Source organism: Phyllobacterium sp. P30BS-XVII, assembly GCF_014138335.1.
Taxonomy (GTDB): domain Bacteria; phylum Pseudomonadota; class Alphaproteobacteria; order Rhizobiales; family Rhizobiaceae; genus Phyllobacterium; species Phyllobacterium meliloti.
This window is the reverse complement of record NZ_JACGXO010000003.1, coordinates 518,589-542,750: the sequence shown is the minus strand read 5'-3', so window position 1 is coordinate 542,750 and position 24,162 is coordinate 518,589. Positions and strand designations below refer to the sequence as shown.

The window sequence follows — 24,162 nt, the reverse complement described above, 5'->3', positions numbered from 1 at the left end:
GGGCTCCACAGCAGACCGCGAACACACAAGATGTGATGAAATGGTATGGGGCTGTTTGTCCGGATACAAGCGCTGTTATGCGGTGTTGGATATCTGCGGCACAAAACCGAAATTTGTCGCCGGGTGATCGGCTTTTGACTTCACCGATCTAGTCTGCTGCTGTCTCAAACACCGGAAGCACGCCCAGAATATTGGCCGAGCGGCGGATAATTTCAGCAGCCATCGGCGCGGCGTTGAGACCCGCACCGGCGGCGACCTGCCCGTCGACAGGTTTCGGTTCATCGATGATCGTCAGGACGATATATTCAGGATTTTCAATCGGAAAGGCCGCGATGAAAGTGTTGAAGCGCACATCCTTGGAATAGCGCCCATTGATGACCTTTTCGGCAGTTCCCGTTTTGCCGCCAACACGATAACCGGGAACCTGTGTCCGGCTGGCGGAACCACCGGTGCCTTTTTGCGCATTGAGGCGGTAGAGATAGCGCAGATCGTCGCTTGTCCGCTTGCTCACAACCCGCTTGGCGATGGTCTGCGCCTCCTCGATGGTGCGGGGCAGGAAGGTCGGTGCGATCAGCATTCCGCCGTTGAGGAGGGCAGCCGCGCCAACGGCTGTTTGCAGCGGCGTGGTTGCCATGCCATGGCCGAAGGAGATCGTGATTGAATGAACCTTCTTCCAGACTTTTGGCTCAGTTGGACGCGCCACTTCGGGCAGTTCCGTCTGCATGCGGTCAAGCAGGCCGAGCCGCACCAGAAATTCGCGGTGTCCTTCAATACCAACGATGTCCGCTTCCTTGGCTGAACCGATATTGGAGGAGAACAGAAAAACCTCCGGCAGAGTGAGAACACGGCGCTTGCCATGGAAATCGTGGACTGTCTGACGACCGATTGTGATCGGGCGGGTGGCATCAAACGTACTGTTCAGGTCTGCCTTGCCGGAATCCAGCGCCATGGCCGTGGTAAAGGTCTTGATGGTCGAACCCATTTCGTAGACGCCAGCGGACATGCGGTTGAGCCGGTCTTTTTCCAGCGCATTGAACGGGTTGTTCGGGTCAAAATCCGGCACGGAACCCATGGCGAGTATCTCGCCCGTCCTGGCGTCGAGCACCACGGCACCCGCCGCGATGGCGCGATAGCGCTCGATGGCATTCACCAGCACATCGCGCACCACATGCTGGACGCGCAGGTCAATGGAGAGCTTGACCGGAGCAAGCTTGCGTCCATGCGCAAGGCCAACATCGCGCAGATCAGTCAGGCCCTGTCCATCAATATACTTCTCCATACCGGCAATGCCCTGATTGTCGATATTCACAAGCCCGAGAATATGTGCGGCGGTCGGTCCACCCGGATAGAAACGGGACTTTTCGGTGCGAAAGCCAATGCCGGGAATGCCAAGCGCCATGATCTGGTTTTTATGCTTCGGTGTCAGGCCGCGCCTCAGCCACGCAAACCCGGCATTGCCTTTCAGTCGGGCATAGGTCTGTTCAAAATTAAGGTCGGGCAGCACGGTGGACAGCAGTTCGAAGGCTTCATCCGGATCGATGATCTTGCGCGGTTCCGCATAAAGCGAGACGGAGTTGATATCCGTTGCCAATACAGCGCCATGGCGATCCACAATATCGGGGCGAGAGGCGAGAACAGAGCCGGTTGGCCCGGTATAGTCAACCGGATCGTCCTTCATGCCGTAAAACACCAGCCGCCCGCTGATAACGCTGAAAATCCCGATGAAACAGGCCATGACGATCAGGATACGGTTTTGGGCGCGTGGGCGGCGTTGGGTCATTATCGCGTTGTGAAACTCTGGGCGAAACGGTGAATTGCGGCTGATGGCGCCAAACTAGCATCGTTTCTTCAGATGCAATTCTCACGATTTCCGGAATGTCTTGTTAACCTGAACAGATGATTAATTTCGATTTTTAGCGGGGATAACCGCCTGATGAAACGGGGCGCGTCCATACAGGATTGGAGCGTGGCTTTTTTCGCCGCAACGGACAGGCAGGGGCGGCAACAGGGAGCAGACAGCCCGATCGAAAGCCTTTTACTACGCCGGATTGATGGTCACTAAAATTTCCTGACACACTGTGGCTTTAAGGTCGCATCACCACATCGTCGCCCATGTCGCGCGGCGTATGAATTTATATTACCTGTTGCGCGGGGAATAACTGACAGAAACATCGAGAATATACGTGTCGTTGGTAATATATATTCAAATATACTATTCCTGCGGAAGTGGACAATTTTACTTCTAAATTTGAAATAGTTTGCTAGTAAAACTAGCATATTTATTCTTTATTACATATGAAAAACGACACTTGCTTGTCATTAATCCTTACATATACTCCGCCATCGCAAGTTGTTGGGAGACAAATCAATGGCGAAAATAGTTGGTGGTGGTGCGAGTGATACGCTGCAGGGAACCGATGAGAACGACAATCTCTGGGGCCTTGGCGGCAATGATATTCTCGATGGTGGTGCTGGAAATGATTATCTCTATGGCGGGGCTGGCAACGACATCCTGACCAGCTCAAGCGGTTTCGACCAGCTTGAGGGCGGCGATGGTGATGACCGTCTGTCGTTTATCGGCGTTGGCGGTGCAGCGCGCGGCGGTGCCGGTACGGATACGCTGGCGGTTGATGTTTCAAATTCTTCTGAACCGGTCACATTGAACAGTTCCGCCGGTCACATTGTTTTCGGTGATCCGACGATAGCGGCGAACCATCTTTATTTCGTTGATCTGGAGCGCCTCGAACTGACGACCGGTGGCGGCGCTGACAAGATCATCGCCACGAACTTTGCTCAGGTCGAGGTCAACACAGGTGCAGGCAATGACCACGTCGAAACCGGCGAGGGCAATGACACGGTGTTTGGCGGTTCCGGCAATGATGTCATTTATGGCAATGGCGGCAATGACGAGTTGCATGGCGATGCGGGCAATGACTTTGTCGATGGCGGCAATGGCAATGACAGCATCTGGGGTGATGACGGCAAGGACAATCTGAATGGCGGCCGCGGCGATGACCATATTGATGGCGGCGCGGGCAACGATACGGTGAATGGCGGCGACGGCAATGATGTGCTGCTCGGCGGTACTGGCGACGATATTCTCAAGGGCGGTTCCGGCAGTGATCATCTCGATGGCGGTGCAGGCGCTGATCAACTGATTGGTGGCACTGGCGCAGATACGTTTGAGTTCGATGGAAATACCATTGGCGGCGTTGATCACATCGTTGATTTCAACGTGGCGGAAGACGTGATCAATCTGCACGATTTCGCCGCGAGCGGCACTGGCATTCATGATTTTGACAGCTTCCTTGCTGCCGCGCATGACACCGCCGATGGCGTTTATGTGAGCTTCGATGGCGATTCCAGCGGCATTCTTATCGAGCATGTCACGCTTGCCGACCTCTCGCCCGACGATGTTGTTTTTTCGTGAGCATGAGGTCTGATGCGTCGCCCCTGATGGGGCGGCGCAATGCAGTTGGAGGATAGTTAAACACAGGTGACGTCAGGGAGGACGAAGGCAATGGCTAAGATAGTTGGTACTGGTGCAAGCGATAACCTGCTTGGAACGGATGAGAACGACAACCTCTGGGGACTTGGCGGCAATGACACACTCGATGGCGGTGCTGGTGATGATTTCCTCTATGGTGGTGCTGGCAATGATGTCCTGACCACTTCAAGCGGTTTCGACCAGCTTGAAGGCGGCGACGGCGATGACAGGCTGGCTTTCATTGGCGTAGGCGGTGCCGCACGCGGCGGTGCCGGTACGGATACGCTTGCTGTTGACCTCTCAAGCTCCACGCAGGCGGTAACATTTAACGGCTCCAGCGGCCACTTCGTCTTTGGCGATCCGGCTGTTCAGACCAATCATCTCTATTTCGTCGATATCGAACAGCTGGAACTGAAGACTGGCGGCGGCAATGACACGATCATTGCGACCAATTTTGCCCAGATCAACGTCAATGCAGGTGCTGGCAATGACCGTGTTGAAGCCGGAGAAGGCAATGATGTCATCTCCGGCGGCGATGGCCGGGACATGCTGTTCGGCGGTGGCGGCAATGATGAAATTCATGGCGATGCGGGCGATGATTATGTCGATGGCGGCAACGGCAACGACAAGATCTGGGGCGATGCGGGCAATGATAGTCTGGCCGGTGGTCGCGGTGATGATTGGATCAGCGGCGGTGATGGCAACAATAATCTCAACGGCGGCGACGGCAACGACGTTCTTTACGGTGGTTCCGGCAACGACATTATCAAAGGTGGGGCCGGAAACGATTATATGGGTGGTGGCTCCGGCGATGATCAACTGTTTGGTGGTGACGGTAATGATAGCGTTTTCACCAATGGTGGATGGGATGTCCTCCTCGACGGCGGTAATGGCGACGATTCTTTGACGGATGGCAGCTCGGACGAGCCTTATTTGGGAGGCAATGCCAACCTTCACGGTGGCGCCGGGAATGATCGTCTCACTGTTTATTCAGAAGGCTGGGTCGGTGGCCTGGATGGCGGAGATGGCTACGATAAAGCTTATCTGCATTTTTCCTCCACGTCGCAAGGATATACATTCGACGCTGCGCGTTACTCAACGGTTGAGGAGTTTCACATCTCGGTATTCGGCGGTTATCAAGGCGTTAAACTATATGGCGCTGATGGCAATGACGAGCTGGGAAGCTATGATGCTTACAGACCCGGCGCCAGCGGCAATGACTATATCGATGGGCGTGGCGGGGATGATGTGCTGAATGGCGGTGGCGGTGCTGATCATCTGATCGGCGGTACTGGCAATGACACGCTTAACGGTGAAGATCTCGTCACAATTCCGAGTGCCTACAACGACATTCTGGAAGGCGGCGAAGGCAATGATATCTTGAACGGCATGTACGGGCAGGACACTCTGGATGGTGGTGTTGGCGCGGACATCTTGAAGGGCGGCAGTGACGCCGACACCTTTGTCTGGGACGAGGCAACGGCACGCCTGAATGGTGGCATTGACCACATATCAGACTTTGACACTGCTGGCGGCGATGTCATTGGCCTGCGTGGATTTGGTCCGGGCGGCGCGACCGGCATCCACGACTATGCAAGTTTTCTCGCGGCCTCCCATGATACCGCCGGGGGTGTCTATGTCAGCTTTGGCAGTGACACCAATGGCATCCTTATCGAAGGCGTGACGCTTGCCAACCTTTCGGCGGATGACGTCGTGTTCTCCTAAGTTTGGTGCTGATAGTGATCTGTGAAAACAGGCGTCTGGTGACAGGCGCCTGTTTTCGCACGTTTCGCTCATACAATGATTCATGCGGCAAATTCTCAGCCCTGATGTCCGTGCCAAAGACATTCCTGCGGCTGTACTGGAACGTTGTGCAAGTGACCGGTATAGGTGTCTTGAGGGCAGCGTTAGCAACTGAACTTCCGCGAAGCGGAACAGTGGGAAGAGTTTGGCATGAGTCTTTTGTCGGCGCGCGAGAAAGCGCTGGAAGTGGCGCAGCGCCTCGTGGTTATGGGGCCAGTTGAAGTAAAGCGTTTCTTTGGCGGAGCAGGGCTTGCGCTGGATGATATCCAGTTCGCTTTTGTCATGAAAGGCGCGCTGTATCTGCGCGTGGATGATCAGACACGTCCAAAGTTTGAGGCCATGGATGCCTTGCCATTCACCTATGCCGGACAGTCGCAAACCGTAAGGGTTGCGAGTTATTACACGCTGCCGGATAAAATTATCGACGAGCCGGACGAATTGCTGAACTGGGTCAAGGCGGCATACCGTGCCGCCGTCAATGCCAAGCGCGCTACGCGCCGACGTTCCAAATGATATTTTGAGCGCCCGCGGAATTCAGCGCTGCATTGCATAGGCGGGCCAGCGGCCAAGGGAAGCTTTGGCGTCATCAAAACAGAAACGCACCATTGCGCTGATCAATTGGCTGTCGGGGCGTTCGTCAGCCGTAGCCTTAGGCTGCTGCAGACTGATTTTCATTGTCACCACCGTCAGCTTTTCAACCGGCAGAGCGGTAATGGAGGCGGTCAGCATGGTGTCGATTGCTTCAGGGGTTTCGTCCATATGGTCAAGATAAGACTGCACATCTGCAAGCAAACGGCCAGCTGCACCCGCCAGCAACCGCGGTGCATTCAGAAGTGCGCGATAATCGACAAGCGGCGGTTCCATTGATGCCATCAATATATCATCGGTAAGGGGTGGCCGTTCGCCGGGCCTCGGCATGTCGTCAGGCACTACGGCTGGAATGAGATTATCGAACGGCCATGCCTGTTTGAGCTGTGCTACGGTCATATCGGCAATATTGACGTCGATATCGCGGTTTGTACCATTCGGGCGATAGGGGCAGCGTGTTTTTGTGCAATTGCTTTGCGAGGTAAATTGCCAGAGCGCATAATCCTGCCAGTTACCCTTGGGAAAATGCGGAGCGATATCGGTTTCATAGCGCGCATACCAGAGCGGCAGGCGGGAGAGAATTGGGAATTGAAGCCGGTGATCGGCAATGTATTTTGCCGTGGTGCCATTGGTATAGAGCACGGGATAGCGACCGGTGCGCAGCTTGATCTGTTCGGCAAATATCTGGCCATCCTGCAATGACATGAAACGGGTAGGGTCATTGTCCTCGATATCGAGTGCCATCAACTCATCGCTGGTTGGCTCCGCATAATCGATAAAGTGATTTGCCTGTTCGACAGGGTTGCCAGGACGGGCGAGATGGTAGGAACCCCATTTCAGCCCGAGCGCCTTGGCCAGCGCGCGCCGCGTTTGGTAAAGCTCGCGCGACACCGCATAGTTGCGCCAGATGCGCCGGCATATCTCCTGATCCTTCACATCGGCGATCCGCCCGCAATGATAATTGGCGGGCATACCGTCGGAGCCCTTGTGGATGAAGGCGGCAACGCGCGGGTCCTTGATGATTTCAGGCAGATTGAAGGAATTATGCTCGTAACCATCAAGCACGATGGCACGGTCCTGATTGGACCAGGGTGTCTGGAATTGCGAGTCCGCACGGGAAGGGGCGCTGGAAAGCAGCGCGGCGACAATGGCAGCAAGGGCAAAAACCTGCGCACGGATCGTCAAATGGGTATCCCTTCACACCTCGTTGTCTGGCACTTCAGATACAAGAGCGTATGGTCGCCGGTTTATGGTTAAAATGCCGTAAACCATGTCCTGTGCATGACAATTTAGGTCAGAGGCCGATTGTCAGGAATGCGGACCGGCAGGCTCAATAGATCCAATGATACCAATTGCGAGCTTGCCGAAAAATGAATTTTCTTACGTTTACGTAAAAATCCACTTGCCTTGCCTCGCCGGGGGTTGCAATGTCCTGACACTACGACCCAGCATCACTGGATGAGGAGACATGTGATCAATGTACCGGGCGCCCGTCGAGGAAATCGCACATACTCTCAAGAAAATTGCCGGATTGGATGAGGCCATCGCTGCAGGGCGTTTTGGCGATCTCTCCGATGATCTTGTGGATGCCATTCTGGAAGAAGCTGGCAAGTTCGCGTCAACCCGCGTTGCGCCACTTCTGGAGGTTGGCGACAGATATGGAACACCGCTGAAAGATGCCGAAGTGACCATGCCGCCCGGCTGGAAGGACGTTTACAGCGACTGGATCGGCGCGGGCTGGAATGGATTGACCGGCAAGGAAGAGTTTGGCGGGCAGGGCCTGCCGATGATGCTGGCGATAGCGGCGCTGGAAATGTGGAATGCCGGTTCCATAGCCTTCGGCCTTGGCCCAATGCTGACGCTTGGTGCCATTGAGGCGCTTGACGCCCATGCCACGGACGAGCTGAAAAACACCTATCTACCAAAGCTGGTTTCCGGCGAGTGGATGGGAACCATGAACCTGACCGAACCGCAGGCGGGTTCCGATGTAGGCGCGCTTCGTTCGCGCGCGGAGCGGGCCGATGACGGCACCTATCGCATTTTTGGTCAGAAGATTTTCATCACCTATGGCGAACATGACCTGACCGACAACATCATCCATCTGGTTCTGGCGCGTCTGCCCGATGCGCCCGCGGGAACCAAGGGGATTTCGCTGTTTCTCGTGCCGAAGTTCCTGGTGAATGCCGATGGATCGCTTGGCGCGCGCAATGATGTCTTCTGCAGCGGTGTCGAGCATAAGCTCGGCATTCATGGCTCGCCCACCTGCACCATGATCTATGGCGATGGTTTTGCGAAAGATGCAAAGCCCGGCGCTATCGGCTGGCTGATCGGTGAGGAAAACCGTGGTTTGGCCTGCATGTTCACCATGATGAACAATGCCCGGCTTGCCGTGGGCATTCAGGGCGTTGCGGTGGCGGAAGCTGCCTATCAGAAGTCGCTTGCCTATGCGCAGGAGCGCCGCCAGATGCGCGCGCCCGGCTGGACCGGCGAGGGTATGAGCCCGATCATCGAGCACCCGGATGTACAGCGTAATCTTTTGACCATGAAGAGCCTGACCGGCGCTGCCCGCTCCATCTCCTATGCCTGCGCCCATGCGCTGGATATGTCCCATACGGGCTCCGGCGATGATGCGAGGCACTGGGCCGACCGTGCCAATCTGCTGACGCCTGTTGCCAAGGCCTTCTCCACCGATGTGGGCGTGGATGTGGCGTCAATCGGCATCCAGATCCATGGCGGCATGGGCTTTATCGAGGAAACCGGTGCAGCGCAGCTTCTGCGCGATGCCCGCATTGCGCCGATTTATGAGGGTACCAACGGCATTCAGGCCATTGATCTTGTCCAGCGCAAGCTGCCGCTTGGCGGCGGCAACCATGTGAGGGATTACATCGCTGAGTTGCGCAAGGTCGCTGAAGCCGTATCGGCCAGCAACAGCACTGATTTTGGTGAGACGGGTGAGCGCTTGCAGGCTGGTCTTGACGATCTCGAAGCCGCAACGCTCTGGCTGCAAAAGGCGCTTGCCGATGGCGAAGTCAGTGATGCGCTGGCTGGCGCGACGCCGTATCTGCGCCTTTTCGGCCTTGCTGCCGGGGCGACCTATCTCGCCAAGGGTGCGCTCGGCGGCGACAATGCCGGACGCACGGTTCTGGCGCGGTTCTTTGCGGAAAATCTTTTGAATGAAACCTCGGCGCTGAAAGATCGCGTCCTCACCGGTGCGCCGAGCCTGCTTGGCGCCCGCGCTGCTCTTCAATAAGGAAACACCATGTCAGACCATATCCTCATCGAGCGCCATGGCGCCGTCCAGACCATCCGGATGTTCAGGGCCGACAAGAAGAATGCGCTGACCCGCGCCATGTATGCAGCGATGACCAAAGCGCTGGTGGAAGGTGAAGCGGACCCGGAAATCCGCACCCATGTCTTTTTTGGTGTGCCGGGTGCATTCTCATCGGGCAATGACCTGCAGGATTTCATGGCTTTTGCCACCTCAGGCACCATGGGCACCGAGGTTTTTGATTTTCTCCTCGCGCTGGCCAATGGCAAAAAGCCAATTGTTGCCGGTGTGGATGGCCTTGCCATCGGTATCGGCACAACGCTGAATTTCCATTGCGACCTGACATTCGCCACACCGCAATCCCTGTTCAAGACACCCTTTGTTGATCTGGGCCTCGTGCCTGAGGCTGGCTCAAGCCTGCTTGGACCAGCCCTGATGGGCCGTCAGCAGGCTTTTGCCTTTCTGGCCGTGGGTAACGGATTGAGTGCGGCGGAGGCCAAGGAAGTTGGCCTCGTCTACAGGATTGTTGAAGCGGACCAGCTGGAAAGCACTGTTCTGGCCGTTGCCACAGAAATCGCCGCCAAGCCGCCGGAAGCCATGCAGATATCGCGTGATCTTCTGCGTATGCCGCGTGCCGAGACTGTGGAGCGCATCAAGCTGGAAGCCGGGCATTTTGCCGAACGGCTCCAGTCTGAAGAGGCGCGCAACGCCCTGATGGCCTTTCTCACCCGCAAAAAGGCCTGAGCAAGCCCTTACGGATAAAGCCGGGTCTTGCTGCTCCAGTTGCTATCAGGCGTCTCGCGGCTGAAGACCACCCGGTCATGCAGCCGGAAGGGCCGGTCGTGCCAGAATTCGATCGAGGTCGGGCGGATGCGGAAACCCGACCAGTGGGCTGGACGCGGTATATTGCCGATGGCGTAGCGGGCAGTGTATTCCGCCACGGCTTTCTCCAGCGCAAAACGGCTTTCCAGCGGGCGCGATTGCCTGGAAGCCCAGGCACCGATACGGCTGCCGCGTGGGCGTGTGGCATAGTAAGCATCGGCCTCCGCATCGCTGACAATTTCCACAGGGCCGCGTATGCGCACTTGACGGCGGAGCGTTTTCCAATGAAAACACATAGCAGCTTTCATTGAGCCAAGTATTTCCTGACCCTTCTGACTTTCAAAATTTGTATAAAAAACAAAGCCTTGTTCGTCAAAATCTTTGAGAAGAACCATGCGAACATCAGGCAGGCCATCACTATCGACCGTTGCCAGCGCGACAGCATTGGGATCATTGGGTTCCGTTTTGGTGGCGTCCTTCAACCATTCGTCGAAGAGCGCGAAGGGTTCGTTTTTTTCCGTGAAGTCATCGGTTGTTAACTTCATTTCACCCATAGTCATTGCTGGTTGACCTTGTTAAAGAGAGATATGCGTTTGGCACTGGCAATACCAGATATCAGGAACCTTGGGGCGAAAATTTCGGTGCGCGTAGCGCCGATTTCTGCTGTTTTTGCACTTTGCCTCCTCTCCGGTTGCGCCATGAAAAGCTTTAGTATCGAGAGCGCGGTGCCTGACAAGGCGACCGTAACAGGCTCGGTTGCTCCGGCGCCACAGGTCGATGCCAAGGGTGCTGCCGACCAGTCCACTGTTCGCAACATCGTATCTGCCCTGAATTTCACCCAGTGGGGCAACAAGCCGCTGCCGTGGTCCAACCCGGAAACCGGCAGTCAGGGTACGATCACAGCCATTGCCGAGAAAAAGACCGAAACGGGCCTTTGCCGCGAATTCCAGACTTCGCGCGAATCCTTTGATGGTGTCATGCTCTATAAGGGCGAAACCTGCATGCAGAATGGCGGGCAATGGACATTGAAATCCTTCGCTCCATTGTAATTTTCTGCGACTGAATGATATTTTCGATAGAATCGGGTGGTAATTGCAGATTTCTTGATGGAAACTCTGGAATTTCTTCCTATTGATGGGCATATACAGGGCAACTCCCAACGCACTTCCGTTTATGCCAGTGGAAAGGCACACACATGCGCGATCCCTATACCGTGCTGGGCGTCGCCAAGACGGCGAAGCCTGAAGAAATCAAGTCGGCGTTTCGCAAGCTCGCCAAAAAGTATCATCCTGATCAAAATCAGGATGACCCGAAGGCGCAGGCAAATTTCTCTGAAATCAATCAGGCCTATGAAATCATCGGCGACAAGGAACGTCGCGGTCAGTTCGACCGTGGCGAGATCGATGCCGAAGGCAAGCAGCGTGCGCCACAAGGGTTTGAAGGCTTTTCCGGCGGGGGCGGTGATCCCTTTGCCGGGTTTGGCAATGCACGCGGCGCGCGCTCGGGCGGGTTCGATTTCCGCAGCGGCAGCGCCGGTTTTGATGCGGAAGATATTCTGAGCAACCTGTTTGGCGAGGGCGCCGGCGGCTTTGGTGGCGGAGCGCGTCGCGGCGGGCCACGCAAGGGCACGGATCTGCAGGCAACGATTGATGTGACGCTCGAACAGGCTGTTGGTGCCGAGAAGGTCGAGGCTGTCTTTCCGAACGGCAAAAGACTGGCGATCAAGCTTCCCGCACAGGTTGAAAACGGTCAAACGATTCGCCTGAAGGGTCAGGGTGAGGCAATTCCGGGCGGAACACCTGGCGATGCGCTGGTCACAATCCGTTTCAAGCCGCACCCAAAGTTCAAAGTGGAAGGCCACGACCTGCATATGGATTTGCCGGTGGCGTTGCGTGATGCGGCGCTTGGTTCGCGTGAGGAAGTTGAGACTTTGAATGGTCGTGTGGCGGTAAAAATCGCGCCTTGGACCAGTTCTGACCGGGTTTTGCGGCTGAAAGGCAAGGGTTTGCCGAAGAAGCCGGATGGTCATGGCGATCTTTTTGTTCATGTTCGCGTCATGTTGCCCGAGCATGGTGACGCCGCATTGGAAGCATTTCTGCGCGATTCGAGTCTCTGAAAATCAACGGTTCCCGAAAATCCTTGACGAAACTGACACGATGCTTGAAGCCCGGCGCGGGCTGTGCGATACCGCAAATCAATCATATGTCTTTCGTGAAGGGTTGGTAAATGACCGCCAAAACTGGTTTGATGCAAGGTAAACGCGGACTTATTATGGGCGTTGCCAATAATCGGTCGATCGCCTGGGGCATTGCCAAGGCTGCCCATGATGCCGGTGCCGAACTTGCTTTTACCTATCAGGGTGATGCGCTGAAGAAGCGTGTGGAGCCTCTGGCTCAGGAACTTGGCGCTTTTCTCTGCGGCCATTGCGATGTTTCTGATGCCTCGACCATCGACGCGTGTTTCGCGGCGTTGGAAGAAAAATGGGGCAAGATCGACTTTCTGGTGCATGCCATCGGCTTCTCCGACAAGGATGAACTGACTGGTCGCTATGTCGATACGTCGGAAGCAAATTTCACCAAGACCATGCTGATCTCGGTATTTTCGCTCACCGCCGTTGCCAAGCGCGCTGAAAAGCTGATGACCGATGGCGGCTCGATCCTGACGCTGACTTATTACGGCGCGGAAAAAGTCATGCCGAACTACAATGTCATGGGTGTCGCCAAGGCAGCACTGGAAGCCAGCGTGAAATATCTGGCTGTCGATCTTGGTCCGGATAATATCCGCGTCAACGCGATCTCCGCTGGCCCTATCAAGACGCTGGCAGCATCAGGTATTGGCGATTTCCGCTATATCCTCAAATGGAACGAGTACAACGCGCCGTTGCGCCGTACCGTGACTATCGAGGAAGTTGGCGATGCCGGTCTTTATTTCCTCTCTGATCTGTCGCGCTCGGTAACGGGCGAAATTCACCATGCCGACAGCGGCTATCATGTCGTTGGCATGAAAGCCGTGGACGCACCGGATATCTCTGTCGTCAAGGACTGACCTTAAAGTGCATTTGCCGGACTCGATTGTTTATTTCTCGCGTCACGGCGAGACAGACTGGAACGTGTCCGAGCGCATTCAGGGGCAGGAAGACGTTGATATCAATGAACGCGGCCAATTGCAGGCCGTGCGCAATGGTGATCTGCTGAAATCACTGATCGGTGAGGGTGCAGGCTTTGATTTTGTCGCCAGCCCCCTGCGCCGCACACGCGACACGATGGAGCGGATCAGAACACGCATGGGCATTGACCCATGGGCCTATCGCACCGATGCCCGCCTTATGGAGGTGAATTTCGGCGAATGGCAGGGCTATATGATGGAGGATATTGAACTCCGCTCGCCCGAAATGGTCGCCGCACGCGCCAGAGACAAATGGAATTTTATTCCACCCGGCCCAACGGCCGAAAGCTATGCAACATTGGCAAAGCGGATCGGAAACTGGCTATCGGAAGTCCGGGAGCCGACCGTGTGCGTGACGCATGGTGGCTGTATGCGGACGATTTTTCAGATGGTCGAAGGGCTTGATGGCCACGATGCAGCGAATCTTTCCATCACTCAGGATAAAATTCTGCGCCTTGAAAAGGGCCGCCTGACCTGGATGTAGCCACCCAGGTCTCAATCATTGCAAACAGACGCTTATTGCACCGTCTCTTCAATATCGGTGATGAAGCGCTCTTTGTTGACCAGATCAAACATGATTGTGACCTTCATGCCCTTGTCGATGGCGCTGAAATCGAACTCGCCCGGCAGTTTGTAGACCTTGCCATCATCAAGCGTAATGGTCGAATTGACTTCATCGATTTTGGTGATCGTGCCCTGCGCATCGTCGGCAAGCGCGCCGACTGGAAGCAGGGAAGCGACAAACATGAATGTTGCGACGATGAAACGCATTTTGATATCCTCTTTAATCAAAATCTGGTGGTCGATTTGTTCCGCAACTTAGAGCGTCCAACTGTGGCAAAACAATTGCTTTTTTCGTGGTGGAAGAAGGAATTTCAGCGGCGGGTTTGACCACAGGCGTAAACGCTCATAAAACCCCCTGACGCAACACCGGATACCCTCATGTCGCATAATACTTTCGGTCATCTTTTTCGTGTCACAACCTGGGGTGAAAGCCATGGAATCGCGCTTGGTTGCGTGGTTGACGGTTGTCCGCCCGGCATCAGCTTTAGCGAGGCCGAGATTCAGGCCTATCTCGACAAGCGCAAGCCCGGCCAGTCGAAATACACCACCCAGCGCCGTGAGCCCGATCAGGTAAAGGTCCTGTCCGGTTTCATGCTGCAGGATGATGGCGTGACAATGATCTCAACCGGCACGCCGATTTCGATGATGATCGAGAACACCGATCAGCGCTCCAAGGATTATGGCGATATTGCCCGCCAGTATCGCCCCGGTCATGCGGATTACACCTATGATGTGAAATATGGCATTCGCGACTATCGCGGCGGTGGCCGCTCATCAGCCCGCGAAACCGCAGCGCGCGTTGCCGCCGGTGCTATTGCCCGCAAGGTCGTGCCCGGCCTGATCGTGCGCGGCGCGCTTGTCGGTATGGGTATTCACAGCATCGACCGCGACCGCTGGGATTGGGACGAGGTGGATAATAACCCGTTCTTCACGCCGGACCCCGGCTCCGTTGATCTCTTTGCCGGATATCTCGACGGTATCCGCAAGGCGGGTTCCTCCATTGGTGCGGTTGTCGAAATCGTTGCGGAAAATGTGCCTGCCGGTCTCGGCGCTCCTGTCTATGGCAAGCTTGATCAGGATATTGCCAGCTATCTCATGTCCATCAATGCGGTGAAGGGCGTTGAAATCGGTGACGGTTTCGAATCGGCCAAGCTGAGCGGCGAGGAAAACGCTGACCAGATGCGCATGGACAATCACGGCAAACCGATTTTCCTGTCGAATCATGCGGGCGGCATTCTCGGCGGTATTTCCAGTGGGGCACCCGTTGTTGCGCGCTTTGCCGTCAAGCCCACCTCATCAATCCTCACCCCGCGTCAGAGTATCGATGCCGATGGCAAGCAGGTGGATGTGATGACCAAGGGCCGCCACGATCCCTGTGTTGGTATCCGCGCTGTACCCATCGGCGAAGCCATGGTTGCCTGCGCAATTGCCGATCATTATCTCAGACATCGCGGCCAGACCGGTCGCATTTAAGCAAGAGGCGCAACTATGGCTTACAATCAAAAACGGGTCGTCGATGCGCTGCGCGCTTTCGAACGCGGTGAAATCGTCGTCGTCATGGATGATGATGGGCGCGAGAATGAGGGCGATCTGATCGTTGCTGCCGTTCATTGCACCCCGGAAAAGATGGCGTTCATTGTGCGCCACACGTCAGGCATTGTCTGCACGCCTATGCCGCGCGAACACGCCAAGCGCCTGAACCTCACACCCATGGTGGCTGAGAATGATGCGCCGCATTCCACCGCCTTCACCGTGACTGTCGACTATAAGCACGGCACCACCACCGGCATTTCCGCCGATGACCGCACCTTGACCGTGCGCAATCTGGCTAACCCCAATGCGGGCGCGACTGACTTCGTGCGTCCCGGCCATATTTTCCCGTTGATCGCGCGCGAAGGCGGCGTGCTGATGCGCTCCGGTCATACGGAAGCGGCTGTTGACCTGTGCAAGCTTGCCGGTCTGCCGCCGGTTGGCGTGATCTGTGAACTCGTCAATGATGATGGTTCGGTGATGCGCGGCCCGCAGGTGGCAAGCTTTGCCGAAACCCACACATTGCATCAGGTGACGGTCGCCGACCTCATCGCCTATCGCCAGCGCAAGGAAACGCTGATCGAGCGCATTGGTGAATATGAGATCGACACCTGCGCCGGAAAAGCAAAGGCCATCACCTATGCCCTGCCATGGGAGCCGATGCACCACGCGGCCATTGTCTATGGTGATATCCGTGACGGTGAGGATGTGCCTGTACGCCTGCAGCGTGAGGATATTCTGAGCGACGTGTTCGGCACCCGCAACACGCTTGACAGCATCATGAAGCGCATTGCCGAGGAAAAGCGCGGTGTGATTGTTTATCTGCGCGAAGGCTCTGTCGGTGTTGGCCGTGATGACGACCGCAACCGGGCCACTTTGCAGGAGCGCGAAGCCCACGCGGAAGCCAAGGTCCGCGAGGAAGAATGGCGCCAGATCGGTCTTGGCGCGCAGATTCTGAAAGACCTCGGCATCACCTCAATCCGGCTCCTGTCATCGCGCGAACGGCACTATGTCGGCCTTGAGGGCTTTGGTATCCAGATTACGCGGACGGATATTATCTGAGGTTGAAGCAAATCCAGAATGGTTTGCCCTTTTTGATAAGCTGCAAAACGGGTCATGCGTGGTTCGACATAACTACTATGAGGGACCCACCTCTCCCCGTCATCCTCGGGCTTGACCCGAGGACCCACGACTACAGAAATCAGATGAATCCGGATGTTCAGGACTTTGAATTATAGGTCCTCGGGTCAAGCCCGAGGATGACTGCGTGGGTGGTTTGCGTGGTTAAACGCATTGCTCTCACCCTGATCGAGAAAAAGCAGTGGCGGATTATCGCCCGCCTGCTTCACATGGCTGACGATATGAACCCGGTTTTGCGCATCACGAAGGACTGAATAAACCAGTTCACCACCAAGCCCTTTATCTGCCCGCTTGCTGTCAATCTTGAACCGCAGTGTCAGTACCACCAGCCCCAGCATGAAGAAGGGAGGTGTGAGCAGCCATATCGCCTTGATCAAATCTGGCGAGGCTTGAAATGTGTCGAGCAGATGGGCCCAGAAATTATAATCGTTCATTATATGTACTCCGCTGATCGGTCCAATCCGTTAGCTCAAAAATATGTATTAAAATACATGGAAGAAATCGCTGTCAACCGGCTTCGTGCCACCTATGGATATCAAAAAGCGATTTGGGTTGGCGGTGAAGGAACGACGGGGTGCTCTTGGCATTTCGCAGGAAGAACTGGCCATGCGAATAGGCGCAGACCAAGCCTATGTCAGCCGCATCGAAGCCGGGCAGATGAATGTTACTCTGGAAACCGCGGAGCAGATTGCGTTGGCACTTCAGTCCGACGTTGCAGAATTGCTTGGTGGTTCAACAGGCTCACCATGAGGGGGAGTGTGGATGCAGCGCTAATCACAAGCGAAGAGTAGTGGATGCAACGCTAATCTCCAACGTTGCAGAACGACCTACCTTACAGAACTAGACTCCCTTTCATCACCCATCTCCCTCATGGTGAGCCTGTCGAACCACGCACCACGAACTACGCGCCAACAACCCTGCAACAGGAAAAATCTTTAAACCCGTCGTTCCTTGATCGTGTTCATAACAAAACTCGTCTCAATGGAGGCAACGCATTTCAGCCGGGCGATTTTTTCCTTGATGAAGCGCTCATATTGTTCCAGCCCGGCGCTCATCACTTTCAGAACATAATCGCGCGAGCCGGTGACGAGGTGGCATTCCAGCACTTCGTCCCAGCCGCGAATGGCTTCCTCGAACATGACGATCTCATCCTCATGCTGGCGGCTGAGGCGGATCGTGGCAATGGCCGCCATGGTCCAGCCCTCAATCACCGGGTCGATAAGCGCCGTATAGCCCCGGATGATTCCGGCTTCCTCCATGCGCCGCAAACGCCGCAGGCAGGGCGAAGGCGACAGGCCGACGCGCTCGGCCAGGTCGTTGTTGGTGATCCGCGCATCCGCCTGCAATTCCTTCAGAATGCGCCTATCGGTCTCGTCAGCAATTTTCTGCGTCATATCTTTTCATTCTTGGCAATTGTTTGCCGCAATCAATGCAATTTGATCGCAAAAAGCAAGGATTGATCACTGCATTTGATATAATTTGCTTGAGACACTCCACCTCTCATACCCAAGATTCGCCCAAGGAGATTCGCATGGCCGCTCCCCATCCGTACAAGACCCACATCGGCAACCACAAATTACATCCTGAAACATTGATGCTGAACTACGGATTTGACCCTGAATTGTCGGAAGGCGCGGTCAAGCCGCCTGTTTTCCTCACCTCAACCTTCGTGTTCAAGAACGCCGAGGAAGGCCGCGACTTTTTTGATTTCGTCTCCGGCCGCAAGGAGCCGCCAGCGGGCGTGGGCGCCGGTCTCGTCTATTCGCGCTTTAACCATCCCAACAGCGAGATCGTCGAGGATCGTCTGGCCGTTTATGAGCGCACGGAAAGCTGCGCGCTTTTCTCCTCCGGCATGTCGGCGATTGCCACGACACTGCTGGCGTTTGTGCGCCCCGGCGATGCGGTGCTGCATTCGCAGCCCCTCTATGGCGGCACGGAAACGCTGCTGGCCAAGACATTCCTCAACATGGGTGTGGCTGCAGTTGGCTTTGCCGACGGGGTCAACGAAGCCTCCGTACAGGCCGCCGCTGACGAAGCCATGACCAAGGGACGCGTTTCCATCATCCTCATCGAAACGCCCGCCAACCCGACCAACAGTCTGGTGGATGTGGCGATGATCCGCCGAATTGCCGATGCGATCGGGAAGAAACAGGGGCACACGCCGGTTATTGCCTGCGACAACACCCTGCTTGGGCCAGTGTTCCAGCGTCCGATTGAACATGGTGCCGACATCTCGCTCTATTCGCTGACCAAATATGTCGGCGGCCATTCCGATCTCATTGCTGGTGCTGCGCTTGGATCGAAAGCCGTGATGAAACAGGTCAAGGCGCTGCGCGGTGCCATTGGCACCCAGCTTGATCCGCATTCCTGCTGGATGCTGGGCCGCTCGCTGGAAACGCTGAGCATCCGCATGGAGAAGGCCAACAACAATGCGCTGGCCATCGCCGATTTCCTGCGTGATCATCCGAAAGTGGAAAAGATCCACTATCTGCCCTACCACGATGCAAACTCGCCGCTTGGCCGCACATTTGCCGCGCAATGCACGGGGGCTGGTTCCACTTTCTCCTTTGATATCAAGGGCGGCCAACCCGCCGCCTTCAAATTCCTCAATGCGCTGCAAATTCTCAAACTGGCAGTCAGCCTTGGCGGAACAGAATCCCTTGCCAGCCACCCGGCGACCATGACCCATTCGGGCGTGCCTGTGGATGTCAGGCAGAAGATCGGCGTTCTGGATTCGACTATCCGGCTGTCCATCGGCATTGAACATCCGGATGATCTGATCGCTGACCTCACTCAGGCTTTGAGCGTCGCCTAACAAACCGCCCGTCAATTCTGCCCCGCCGCTCATCTGACGCGGTTTTGTGCTTCCAGTGCTCGCGTACTTACATACGCTGCGCTCCGGTTCTCGAAACCACGTCATATGTCCCGGCGGGGTAAAGTATCAGGCAGCTTCTAAGGCGGCGGGGTCTCCTGCAGCTCCAGCGGGAAGGGCGTCTGTTCCCAGAATTTCTCCAGCTTGTATGTCTTGATCGTTTGGGCTTCCCATGCGTGCAGGATTTTTGCGATTTCTGTGCGATCCCTCGCCAACAGAGCCGGATAAAACGACGGTGCCAGCTCTCCAAGATAAAGCTGTACATCGGGCTGTGGCTCAACAATGGATTGAGCAAGGTCGAAATTGCCAACCGCCGTTGCAATCAGCATTTCAAAGAAGCGATCCCTGTCATAATAATCACCCGAAGCGCGATATTGTTCGGTCAATATCCGATAATGATCGAACGTCGTCGTGGAGCGCAGTTTCGGTAGAATTTTATCTTCGAGCAAATCGAAAAATCGTTCAACTGAGTCTGGATTTGTCGCGTCCCAATAACCCGTTTTAGGGTCTGAGAGATGGTCTCCAAGCCCCAACAATCCGATATTACGTGGTGGTATGAAGATATCGACCACGGTTCGCGGGTCGAACATCCAGGGGTTTCTATAGTAGTCGAGGTAAATTCCGCGCCGAAGGTGATGAATGGGTCCGACGACCATGAAACGGCCCACCATTGCCAGATCGCTATGACGTACAAGCAATGGCTTTACCATTTTGCGAATTTGTGCCCCAGTGGTCATTGGGTCGCCTTGCGTTCCAGCGGGAAGGGCGTCGGTTCCCAGTATTTCGATAGTTTGAGGTTTTTGATCGTCTTGGCTTCCAGTTCATGCAGGCATTTGGCCACTTCTGCCCGGTCCTCGGCAATGAGGGCCGGACAGAGCGAGGGGTAATGAGCTTCCAGACTCAGCCGCATTCCCTCTCGTTTTTCGATGATATGTCTTGCCGTTTCAAAGTCGCCAATGGCCGCTGCCAGCAGGAACCGCGCATAATACATGAACTCGAATGGGGTAAGATTATTCTCGGGGCGTTGGGCAAAAGCCATCATCTGCTCGAAGGTGGTCATCTCACGCAGTGGCTCCAACGAAGCCTCGATAAAGCGCAGCATCAACTCGATATTTTCAGGGTAGCGGGTATCCCATTTGCCAAAGCGGGGATCATTTCTCCTTTTATACAACAGATCGGGATCAGCCTCTTCGAAAGAGAGATAGATTAAATGGTCTCCCCATCCGATACCCTGTGTGGCATCTCCATCAAATGTGAGGCAGACACTCGTGGCAGGGACGAAAATGTTCCGATCACCACTGGCATCAATCAAGACACCGCGAACGAAATGCCGCACCGGCGTCAGGATAAGGTATCGTCCGACCAACGCTAAATCAGCATGACGTGCGAGGAGGGGTTGGACAGTTTCTTTGACTTGTTTGATTGTAGTCATTCGAATGGTTTCATCCCCATAACAAAAAATTGTGTGCCTTCGCCAAAATATCTTGCGACTGTTCTGCCAATTTCGCCCAAGCGCGGAACTGTGATGTCACTTTCTCCGGTTTTCGCGTCGTAGACGCAGACAAGCTTCTCTGAGGCTCTGTCATAGACATCCACACGGACGGAGCCCTTCGTGCCGTACTTTACCCATCTTGAAGCGTCTGGACTTGATGGGTGAACACGATCTGAGAGCGAGCCGCTGAGCGATTTAAGGAATGATATCTCAGCTCGAAGATTGGGGCTTCCGACGCTTTTAACTTTCTCCCTGAGCAAGGAGTGGATGGCAGTGCCGCGAAGAGTCATCGAACCATAATTCGAGACTGGCCCTGCCTCTCGCGTGGCCTCGTTCAACATGTGCTGAACTCGCATGAAGTAAGGGCAGTATTTTGCGGCCTCTTCACGGGAAAGCGCAGCGACTGCAGCCCAAGTTTTCGCGTCGTCTTTTCCCTTGGTGTATGCCTGCGCGCGAGACGATATAATTGGGACAAGGCGGCTATCATTTCCAACGTCCGCAACAAGTTCGTTGTATTCTGCAATATGGCCGCCAATATCATCGGTCCATCGCATTCCATTCAAGATTTCGGTGAGTGCCGCAGCGGCTGGAATCTTGTTCACTAATGGGCGCAGTGCATTTGCAGCACTACCGAATGCATTAGCAGCACTATCTATCCAGGACGTTCCTGATGCGCGCCCCTGACTATTATCATTCGTAGTGACAGCGGCCGTCACAGCGACGCCAGCACCCCCGCCATCGATCCACCTCCCGCCTTCGCGCGTTCCCGCAGGCTCGCGCGGCTGGTCCGGGTCATACTTTCGCCAGAGGTCGATTCCCGTCTGAAGTCGGAGTTCCGCCTCCAGCATTGCCCGCTCATTTTCAAGCTGGCGATATTGCCTGCTGCGCAGAGTGCTATGCGGCGCTATCTTCAGCGCTTTGAGTTGCAGTTCATTGGCGGAAATGTGCCATCGGAGCCGGAGATTTCTGGAAGAATGTTCACCATGCAATGTCATGAATACTATCCCTTAAAAGGATAATATTCCTACAATGAGCAAGTCGTCGTCAATTAGACGTTGGTTGGAATTTTTGATGAAATTTCAGAGATTCTTACCATCGTGGGTTGAATGAGCCCGGCTTTGCCACCGGAGAAAGAGGCGCACTCATCTGCCCTTTGCCTCTTGTGCAAAGCGCGGCGTCTGTGCAAATTCTCTCCATGCGACCTTAGGGTTGTGCTGATGTCCATTCACAGTTGCAGAAAGCCGATATGGTCACCCGTCTTTATTCGCACCCGATCTATCTGGAACATCTAACGCCTGTCGGCCACCCCGAACGGCCGGACCGCTTGCGTGCGCTTAGCAAGGTTTTGGAGGACAGTGCTTTTGATGCGCTGGATCGTACGCTATCGCCGTTGGGCGATGAAGCGACCATCCTTTATGCGCACCCCAGGCATTTCGTCGAGCGGGTCCGCCAGGCTGTGCCGGAGGAGGGGATGACCCGCGTTGATGCGGATACATCCGTCAGCCCGAAGAGCTGGGAAGCGGCGCTGACCGCCATCGGCGCGGCCAATGCGGCTGTCGATGATGTGTTTGCGGGCCGGGCGGATAATGTCTTCGTGGCATCGCGTCCGCCGGGCCATCATGCGGAACGCAACCGCGCCATGGGGTTCTGCCTGTTCAACAACGCAGCCATCGCCGCCCGCCACGCGCAGAAGGCGCATGGGGCTGAACGCGTTGCTATTGTTGATTGGGATGTGCATCACGGCAATGGCACGCAGGATATTTTCTGGGACGATCCGTCAGTGCTCTATTGTTCCACGCATCAGATGCCGCTTTATCCCGGCACGGGTGCCAAGGATGAAACCGGTGCAGGCAATATCGTCAATGCACCCTTGGCGCCGCAGACCGGAAGCGAGGATTTCCGCGAGGCGTTCAACATGCGTGTTTTGCCGTCCATCGACAGTTTCAAACCGGATCTGATTATCATCTCAGCCGGTTTTGATGCGCACCATCGTGATCCTCTTGCCGAGATCAATCTGGACGAGGATGATTTTGACTGGGCGACCGGCGTTTTGCTCGAAAGAGCTGGGAAGTATGCGTCGAACCGGGTTGTCAGCCTGCTGGAAGGCGGATACGACCTCAAGGGCATGTCGCTATCCGCCGGCGCACATATCAAACGTTTGATGAAAGGTTGAAACCATGGCCGATGCACAACCCAACTCCGATATCGCCGCCATGAGCTTCGAGCAGGCGCTCGATCAACTGGAAAAGATTGTGGACGATCTGGAGCGCGGCGATGTGCCGCTTGAGCAGTCCATCCGTATCTATGAACGCGGTGAAGCCCTGAAAAAACATTGCGATACGCTGCTGCGTGCCGCTGAAGACAAGGTTGAGAAGATCAGGCTGGGCCGCGATGGCCAGCCTGTCGGCACCGAGCCGCTCGACCCGGAATAGGCGCGGCTGTTCAGGCAGGTTGCAAGACGCTATGATGCGGCTCCAATAGGTTGGAGCAGCATTGATGAGCTTTTTCCCCGGCAATGATCCACAACCCGGTGACACCACGGCGGTTGATTCGATTGAGACGCTGATCATTCCGCGCACCAGCGATATCGGTGGTTTTCAGGTTCGCCGCGCCCTGCCGACGGCAAAGCGGCGACTTGTCGGACCGTTTATTTTCTTTGATCGCATGGGCCCCGCGATCCTGCGACCCACCGACGCGCTGGACGTGCGCCCGCACCCGCATATCGGCCTGTCGACAGTGACCTATCTCTTCGACGGCAATATCCGCCACCGCGACAGTCTTGGCACGGAAATGGTCATCCGTCCGGGTGACGTTAATCTGATGACGGCGGGACGCGGCATTGTCCATTCCGAACGCTCGCCGGAGGAGTTGCGCACCCAGCCCTTGCCCATATCCGGTTTGCAGACATGGCTGGCGCTGCCCGATCATCTGGAAGAAATAGACCCGACCTTTGCCAATACGGCGGCGGGGGAATTGCCCGTCCTGCATGAGGCCGGGATGGAAGCGCGTGTGGTCATGGGCGCGTTTCATGGGGCGGGCTCATCGGTCAAACAACACGCGGAAACGCTCTATGTCGATATCCGCCTGCAACCGGGCGGGCATATCCAGATACCTGCTGATGCGGCGGAAGAGCGGGCGATTTATACGCTGGACGGATCGGTAGAGATCTCAGGTGAAAGTTTTCCCGCCGACCGCCTGCTGGCCTTCCGAACTGGCGATGAAATTATCATATCAGCACCCCAAGGCGCGCATTTCATGCTGTTTGGCGGTGCAACCATGCCATCGAAGCGCTATATCTGGTGGAATTTCGTTTCATCTTCAAAAGAGCGGATTGAGCAGGCCAAGGAAGAATGGCGCTCAGGCCGCTTTGATATCGTACCCGGTGATGAGGAAGAGTTCATACCCCTGCCTGAAAATTGACATGGGTAAGG

The 24,162-nt window shown here is 55.6% G+C and carries 24 protein-coding genes and 1 pseudogene; 16 read left to right on the top strand and 9 right to left on the bottom strand.

Translation table 11 applies throughout. The features are described 5' to 3' along the window. Positions 1 to 148 precede the first annotated feature (148 nt). A pseudogene (locus FHW17_RS11835) lies at positions 149 to 1,762 on the bottom strand (penicillin-binding protein 2); the annotation flags it as partial. Positions 1,763 to 2,368: 606 nt separating this feature from the next. Between FHW17_RS11835 and FHW17_RS11830 the strand changes: the two are divergent. The 3 genes from FHW17_RS11830 to FHW17_RS11820 all read left to right on the top strand — a co-directional run bounded on the left by FHW17_RS11830 (position 2,369) and on the right by FHW17_RS11820 (position 5,803). Then, the gene (locus FHW17_RS11830; RefSeq protein WP_113094843.1) at positions 2,369 to 3,430 is read left to right on the top strand and encodes a calcium-binding protein; all 1,062 of its coding nucleotides are present in this window, start codon (positions 2,369 to 2,371) and stop codon (positions 3,428 to 3,430) included. A gap of 90 nt (positions 3,431 to 3,520) precedes the next feature. Then, entirely contained in the window at positions 3,521 to 5,212 is a 1,692-nt protein-coding gene (locus FHW17_RS11825; RefSeq protein ID WP_182509916.1) for a calcium-binding protein, read from the top strand. Positions 5,213 to 5,440: 228 nt separating this feature from the next. After that, positions 5,441 to 5,803, top strand: a complete 363-nt coding sequence (locus tag FHW17_RS11820; RefSeq protein WP_113094841.1) for a TfoX/Sxy family protein — start codon at positions 5,441 to 5,443, stop codon at positions 5,801 to 5,803. A gap of 21 nt (positions 5,804 to 5,824) precedes the next feature. Here the strand turns inward: FHW17_RS11820 and FHW17_RS11815 are convergent, their stop codons facing one another. Then, positions 5,825 to 7,063 carry a GH25 family lysozyme gene (locus FHW17_RS11815; RefSeq protein ID WP_182509915.1) on the bottom strand — a complete coding sequence of 413 codons (1,239 nt, stop codon included), beginning with the start codon at positions 7,061 to 7,063 and terminating at the stop codon, positions 5,825 to 5,827. 292 nt (positions 7,064 to 7,355) lie between these two features. Between FHW17_RS11815 and FHW17_RS11810 the strand changes: the two genes are divergently transcribed. Together FHW17_RS11810 and FHW17_RS11805 are read left to right on the top strand one after the other, a co-directional pair. Then, positions 7,356 to 9,128 carry an acyl-CoA dehydrogenase gene (locus tag FHW17_RS11810; protein ID WP_182509914.1) on the top strand — a complete coding sequence of 591 codons (1,773 nt, stop codon included), beginning with the start codon at positions 7,356 to 7,358 and terminating at the stop codon, positions 9,126 to 9,128. A gap of 9 nt (positions 9,129 to 9,137) precedes the next feature. Next, on the top strand, positions 9,138 to 9,890 hold the full coding sequence (locus FHW17_RS11805) for a crotonase/enoyl-CoA hydratase family protein (protein WP_112525045.1): 753 nt from the start codon (positions 9,138 to 9,140) through the stop codon (positions 9,888 to 9,890). Positions 9,891 to 9,898: 8 nt separating this feature from the next. On the opposite strand, the gene pdxH is transcribed toward FHW17_RS11805, so the two are convergent. After that, positions 9,899 to 10,522, bottom strand: coding sequence for a pyridoxamine 5'-phosphate oxidase (gene pdxH / locus FHW17_RS11800; RefSeq protein WP_112525043.1), 624 nt, complete (start codon positions 10,520 to 10,522; stop codon positions 9,899 to 9,901). Positions 10,523 to 10,666: 144 nt separating this feature from the next. Here pdxH and FHW17_RS11795 point away from each other — a divergent pair, with 144 nt between their 5' ends. The 4 genes from FHW17_RS11795 to FHW17_RS11780 all read left to right on the top strand — a co-directional run bounded on the left by FHW17_RS11795 (position 10,667) and on the right by FHW17_RS11780 (position 13,617). Continuing rightward, on the top strand, positions 10,667 to 11,017 hold the full coding sequence (locus FHW17_RS11795) for an RT0821/Lpp0805 family surface protein (RefSeq protein WP_112525113.1): 351 nt from the start codon (positions 10,667 to 10,669) through the stop codon (positions 11,015 to 11,017). 146 nt (positions 11,018 to 11,163) lie between these two features. Next, complete coding sequence (locus FHW17_RS11790) at positions 11,164 to 12,084, top strand: J domain-containing protein (protein ID WP_182509913.1); 921 nt, start codon at positions 11,164 to 11,166, stop codon at positions 12,082 to 12,084. Between the two features lie 110 nt (positions 12,085 to 12,194). Further along, the gene (gene fabI / locus FHW17_RS11785; RefSeq protein WP_091880942.1) at positions 12,195 to 13,013 is read left to right on the top strand and encodes an enoyl-ACP reductase FabI; all 819 of its coding nucleotides are present in this window, start codon (positions 12,195 to 12,197) and stop codon (positions 13,011 to 13,013) included. Positions 13,014 to 13,026: 13 nt separating this feature from the next. Then, positions 13,027 to 13,617, top strand: a complete 591-nt coding sequence (locus FHW17_RS11780) for a histidine phosphatase family protein (RefSeq protein ID WP_112525111.1) — start codon at positions 13,027 to 13,029, stop codon at positions 13,615 to 13,617. Between the two features lie 32 nt (positions 13,618 to 13,649). On the opposite strand, the gene FHW17_RS11775 is transcribed toward FHW17_RS11780, so the two are convergent. Beyond that, on the bottom strand, positions 13,650 to 13,904 hold the full coding sequence (locus tag FHW17_RS11775) for a DUF1344 domain-containing protein (RefSeq protein WP_091880941.1): 255 nt from the start codon (positions 13,902 to 13,904) through the stop codon (positions 13,650 to 13,652). A 171-nt stretch (positions 13,905 to 14,075) separates the two neighbouring features. Here FHW17_RS11775 and aroC point away from each other — a divergent pair, with 171 nt between their 5' ends. Both aroC and ribB read left to right on the top strand, forming a co-directional pair. After that, positions 14,076 to 15,170, top strand: coding sequence for a chorismate synthase (gene aroC, locus FHW17_RS11770; protein ID WP_112525040.1), 1,095 nt, complete (start codon positions 14,076 to 14,078; stop codon positions 15,168 to 15,170). A 15-nt stretch (positions 15,171 to 15,185) separates the two neighbouring features. Continuing rightward, positions 15,186 to 16,289: a 3,4-dihydroxy-2-butanone-4-phosphate synthase gene (gene ribB / locus FHW17_RS11765; RefSeq protein ID WP_091880937.1), complete on the top strand. Its 1,104-nt coding sequence runs from the start codon at positions 15,186 to 15,188 to the stop codon at positions 16,287 to 16,289. A gap of 185 nt (positions 16,290 to 16,474) precedes the next feature. Here the strand turns inward: ribB and FHW17_RS11760 are convergent, their stop codons facing one another. Beyond that, positions 16,475 to 16,801 (bottom strand): hypothetical protein, encoded by a 327-nt coding sequence (locus FHW17_RS11760; protein ID WP_112525038.1) that lies wholly within the window; start codon positions 16,799 to 16,801, stop codon positions 16,475 to 16,477. A 94-nt stretch (positions 16,802 to 16,895) separates the two neighbouring features. Here FHW17_RS11760 and FHW17_RS11755 point away from each other — a divergent pair, with 94 nt between their 5' ends. Then, a complete protein-coding gene (locus FHW17_RS11755; RefSeq protein ID WP_112525036.1) occupies positions 16,896 to 17,117 on the top strand; it encodes a helix-turn-helix transcriptional regulator in 222 nt (73 codons plus the stop codon). Positions 17,118 to 17,302: 185 nt separating this feature from the next. Here the strand turns inward: FHW17_RS11755 and FHW17_RS11750 are convergent, their stop codons facing one another. Further along, on the bottom strand, positions 17,303 to 17,761 hold the full coding sequence (locus FHW17_RS11750; RefSeq protein ID WP_112525034.1) for an Lrp/AsnC family transcriptional regulator: 459 nt from the start codon (positions 17,759 to 17,761) through the stop codon (positions 17,303 to 17,305). 137 nt (positions 17,762 to 17,898) lie between these two features. On the opposite strand from FHW17_RS11750, the gene FHW17_RS11745 reads away from it, so the two are divergent. Further along, complete coding sequence (locus FHW17_RS11745; protein WP_112525032.1) at positions 17,899 to 19,182, top strand: cystathionine gamma-synthase family protein; 1,284 nt, start codon at positions 17,899 to 17,901, stop codon at positions 19,180 to 19,182. A 137-nt stretch (positions 19,183 to 19,319) separates the two neighbouring features. Here the strand turns inward: FHW17_RS11745 and FHW17_RS11740 are convergent, their stop codons facing one another. Genes FHW17_RS11740 through FHW17_RS11730 form a run of 3 tightly spaced genes read right to left on the bottom strand, consistent with a single transcriptional unit; the run spans position 19,320 to position 21,726 of the window. Further along, positions 19,320 to 19,976 carry a hypothetical protein gene (locus FHW17_RS11740; protein ID WP_182509912.1) on the bottom strand — a complete coding sequence of 219 codons (657 nt, stop codon included), beginning with the start codon at positions 19,974 to 19,976 and terminating at the stop codon, positions 19,320 to 19,322. Beyond that, on the bottom strand, positions 19,973 to 20,671 hold the full coding sequence (locus FHW17_RS11735) for a hypothetical protein (protein WP_182509911.1): 699 nt from the start codon (positions 20,669 to 20,671) through the stop codon (positions 19,973 to 19,975). The genes FHW17_RS11740 and FHW17_RS11735 overlap by 4 nt, the downstream gene beginning before the upstream one ends. Continuing rightward, positions 20,668 to 21,726: a hypothetical protein gene (locus tag FHW17_RS11730; RefSeq protein ID WP_182509910.1), complete on the bottom strand. Its 1,059-nt coding sequence runs from the start codon at positions 21,724 to 21,726 to the stop codon at positions 20,668 to 20,670. The genes FHW17_RS11735 and FHW17_RS11730 overlap by 4 nt, the downstream gene beginning before the upstream one ends. Positions 21,727 to 21,977: 251 nt before the next feature. On the opposite strand from FHW17_RS11730, the gene FHW17_RS11725 reads away from it, so the two are divergent. From FHW17_RS11725 to FHW17_RS11715, 3 genes are all read left to right on the top strand, one after another. Further along, a complete protein-coding gene (locus FHW17_RS11725; RefSeq protein ID WP_182509909.1) occupies positions 21,978 to 22,904 on the top strand; it encodes a histone deacetylase family protein in 927 nt (308 codons plus the stop codon). A gap of 4 nt (positions 22,905 to 22,908) precedes the next feature. Next, a complete protein-coding gene (locus FHW17_RS11720) occupies positions 22,909 to 23,163 on the top strand; it encodes an exodeoxyribonuclease VII small subunit (RefSeq protein WP_112525024.1) in 255 nt (84 codons plus the stop codon). Positions 23,164 to 23,227: 64 nt separating this feature from the next. Then, a complete protein-coding gene (locus FHW17_RS11715; protein ID WP_112525022.1) occupies positions 23,228 to 24,151 on the top strand; it encodes a pirin family protein in 924 nt (307 codons plus the stop codon). Positions 24,152 to 24,162 lie beyond the last annotated feature (11 nt).

Coding starts and splice junctions, on each gene's coding strand:
- FHW17_RS11830 (WP_113094843.1), top strand. CDS start 2,369: ATGGCGAAAATAGTTGGTGGTGGTGCGAGTGATACGCTGCAGGGAACC.
- FHW17_RS11825 (WP_182509916.1), top strand. CDS start 3,521: ATGGCTAAGATAGTTGGTACTGGTGCAAGCGATAACCTGCTTGGAACG.
- FHW17_RS11820 (WP_113094841.1), top strand. CDS start 5,441: ATGAGTCTTTTGTCGGCGCGCGAGAAAGCGCTGGAAGTGGCGCAGCGC.
- FHW17_RS11810 (WP_182509914.1), top strand. CDS start 7,356: ATGTACCGGGCGCCCGTCGAGGAAATCGCACATACTCTCAAGAAAATT.
- FHW17_RS11805 (WP_112525045.1), top strand. CDS start 9,138: ATGTCAGACCATATCCTCATCGAGCGCCATGGCGCCGTCCAGACCATC.
- pdxH (WP_112525043.1), bottom strand. CDS start 10,522: ATGGGTGAAATGAAGTTAACAACCGATGACTTCACGGAAAAAAACGAA.
- FHW17_RS11795 (WP_112525113.1), top strand. CDS start 10,667: ATGAAAAGCTTTAGTATCGAGAGCGCGGTGCCTGACAAGGCGACCGTA.
- FHW17_RS11790 (WP_182509913.1), top strand. CDS start 11,164: ATGCGCGATCCCTATACCGTGCTGGGCGTCGCCAAGACGGCGAAGCCT.
- fabI (WP_091880942.1), top strand. CDS start 12,195: ATGACCGCCAAAACTGGTTTGATGCAAGGTAAACGCGGACTTATTATG.
- FHW17_RS11775 (WP_091880941.1), bottom strand. CDS start 13,904: ATGCGTTTCATCGTCGCAACATTCATGTTTGTCGCTTCCCTGCTTCCA.
- aroC (WP_112525040.1), top strand. CDS start 14,076: ATGTCGCATAATACTTTCGGTCATCTTTTTCGTGTCACAACCTGGGGT.
- ribB (WP_091880937.1), top strand. CDS start 15,186: ATGGCTTACAATCAAAAACGGGTCGTCGATGCGCTGCGCGCTTTCGAA.
- FHW17_RS11760 (WP_112525038.1), bottom strand. CDS start 16,801: ATGAACGATTATAATTTCTGGGCCCATCTGCTCGACACATTTCAAGCC.
- FHW17_RS11755 (WP_112525036.1), top strand. CDS start 16,896: ATGGATATCAAAAAGCGATTTGGGTTGGCGGTGAAGGAACGACGGGGT.
- FHW17_RS11750 (WP_112525034.1), bottom strand. CDS start 17,761: ATGACGCAGAAAATTGCTGACGAGACCGATAGGCGCATTCTGAAGGAA.
- FHW17_RS11745 (WP_112525032.1), top strand. CDS start 17,899: ATGGCCGCTCCCCATCCGTACAAGACCCACATCGGCAACCACAAATTA.
- FHW17_RS11740 (WP_182509912.1), bottom strand. CDS start 19,976: ATGACCACTGGGGCACAAATTCGCAAAATGGTAAAGCCATTGCTTGTA.
- FHW17_RS11735 (WP_182509911.1), bottom strand. CDS start 20,671: ATGACTACAATCAAACAAGTCAAAGAAACTGTCCAACCCCTCCTCGCA.
- FHW17_RS11730 (WP_182509910.1), bottom strand. CDS start 21,726: ATGACATTGCATGGTGAACATTCTTCCAGAAATCTCCGGCTCCGATGG.
- FHW17_RS11725 (WP_182509909.1), top strand. CDS start 21,978: ATGGTCACCCGTCTTTATTCGCACCCGATCTATCTGGAACATCTAACG.
- FHW17_RS11720 (WP_112525024.1), top strand. CDS start 22,909: ATGGCCGATGCACAACCCAACTCCGATATCGCCGCCATGAGCTTCGAG.
- FHW17_RS11715 (WP_112525022.1), top strand. CDS start 23,228: ATGAGCTTTTTCCCCGGCAATGATCCACAACCCGGTGACACCACGGCG.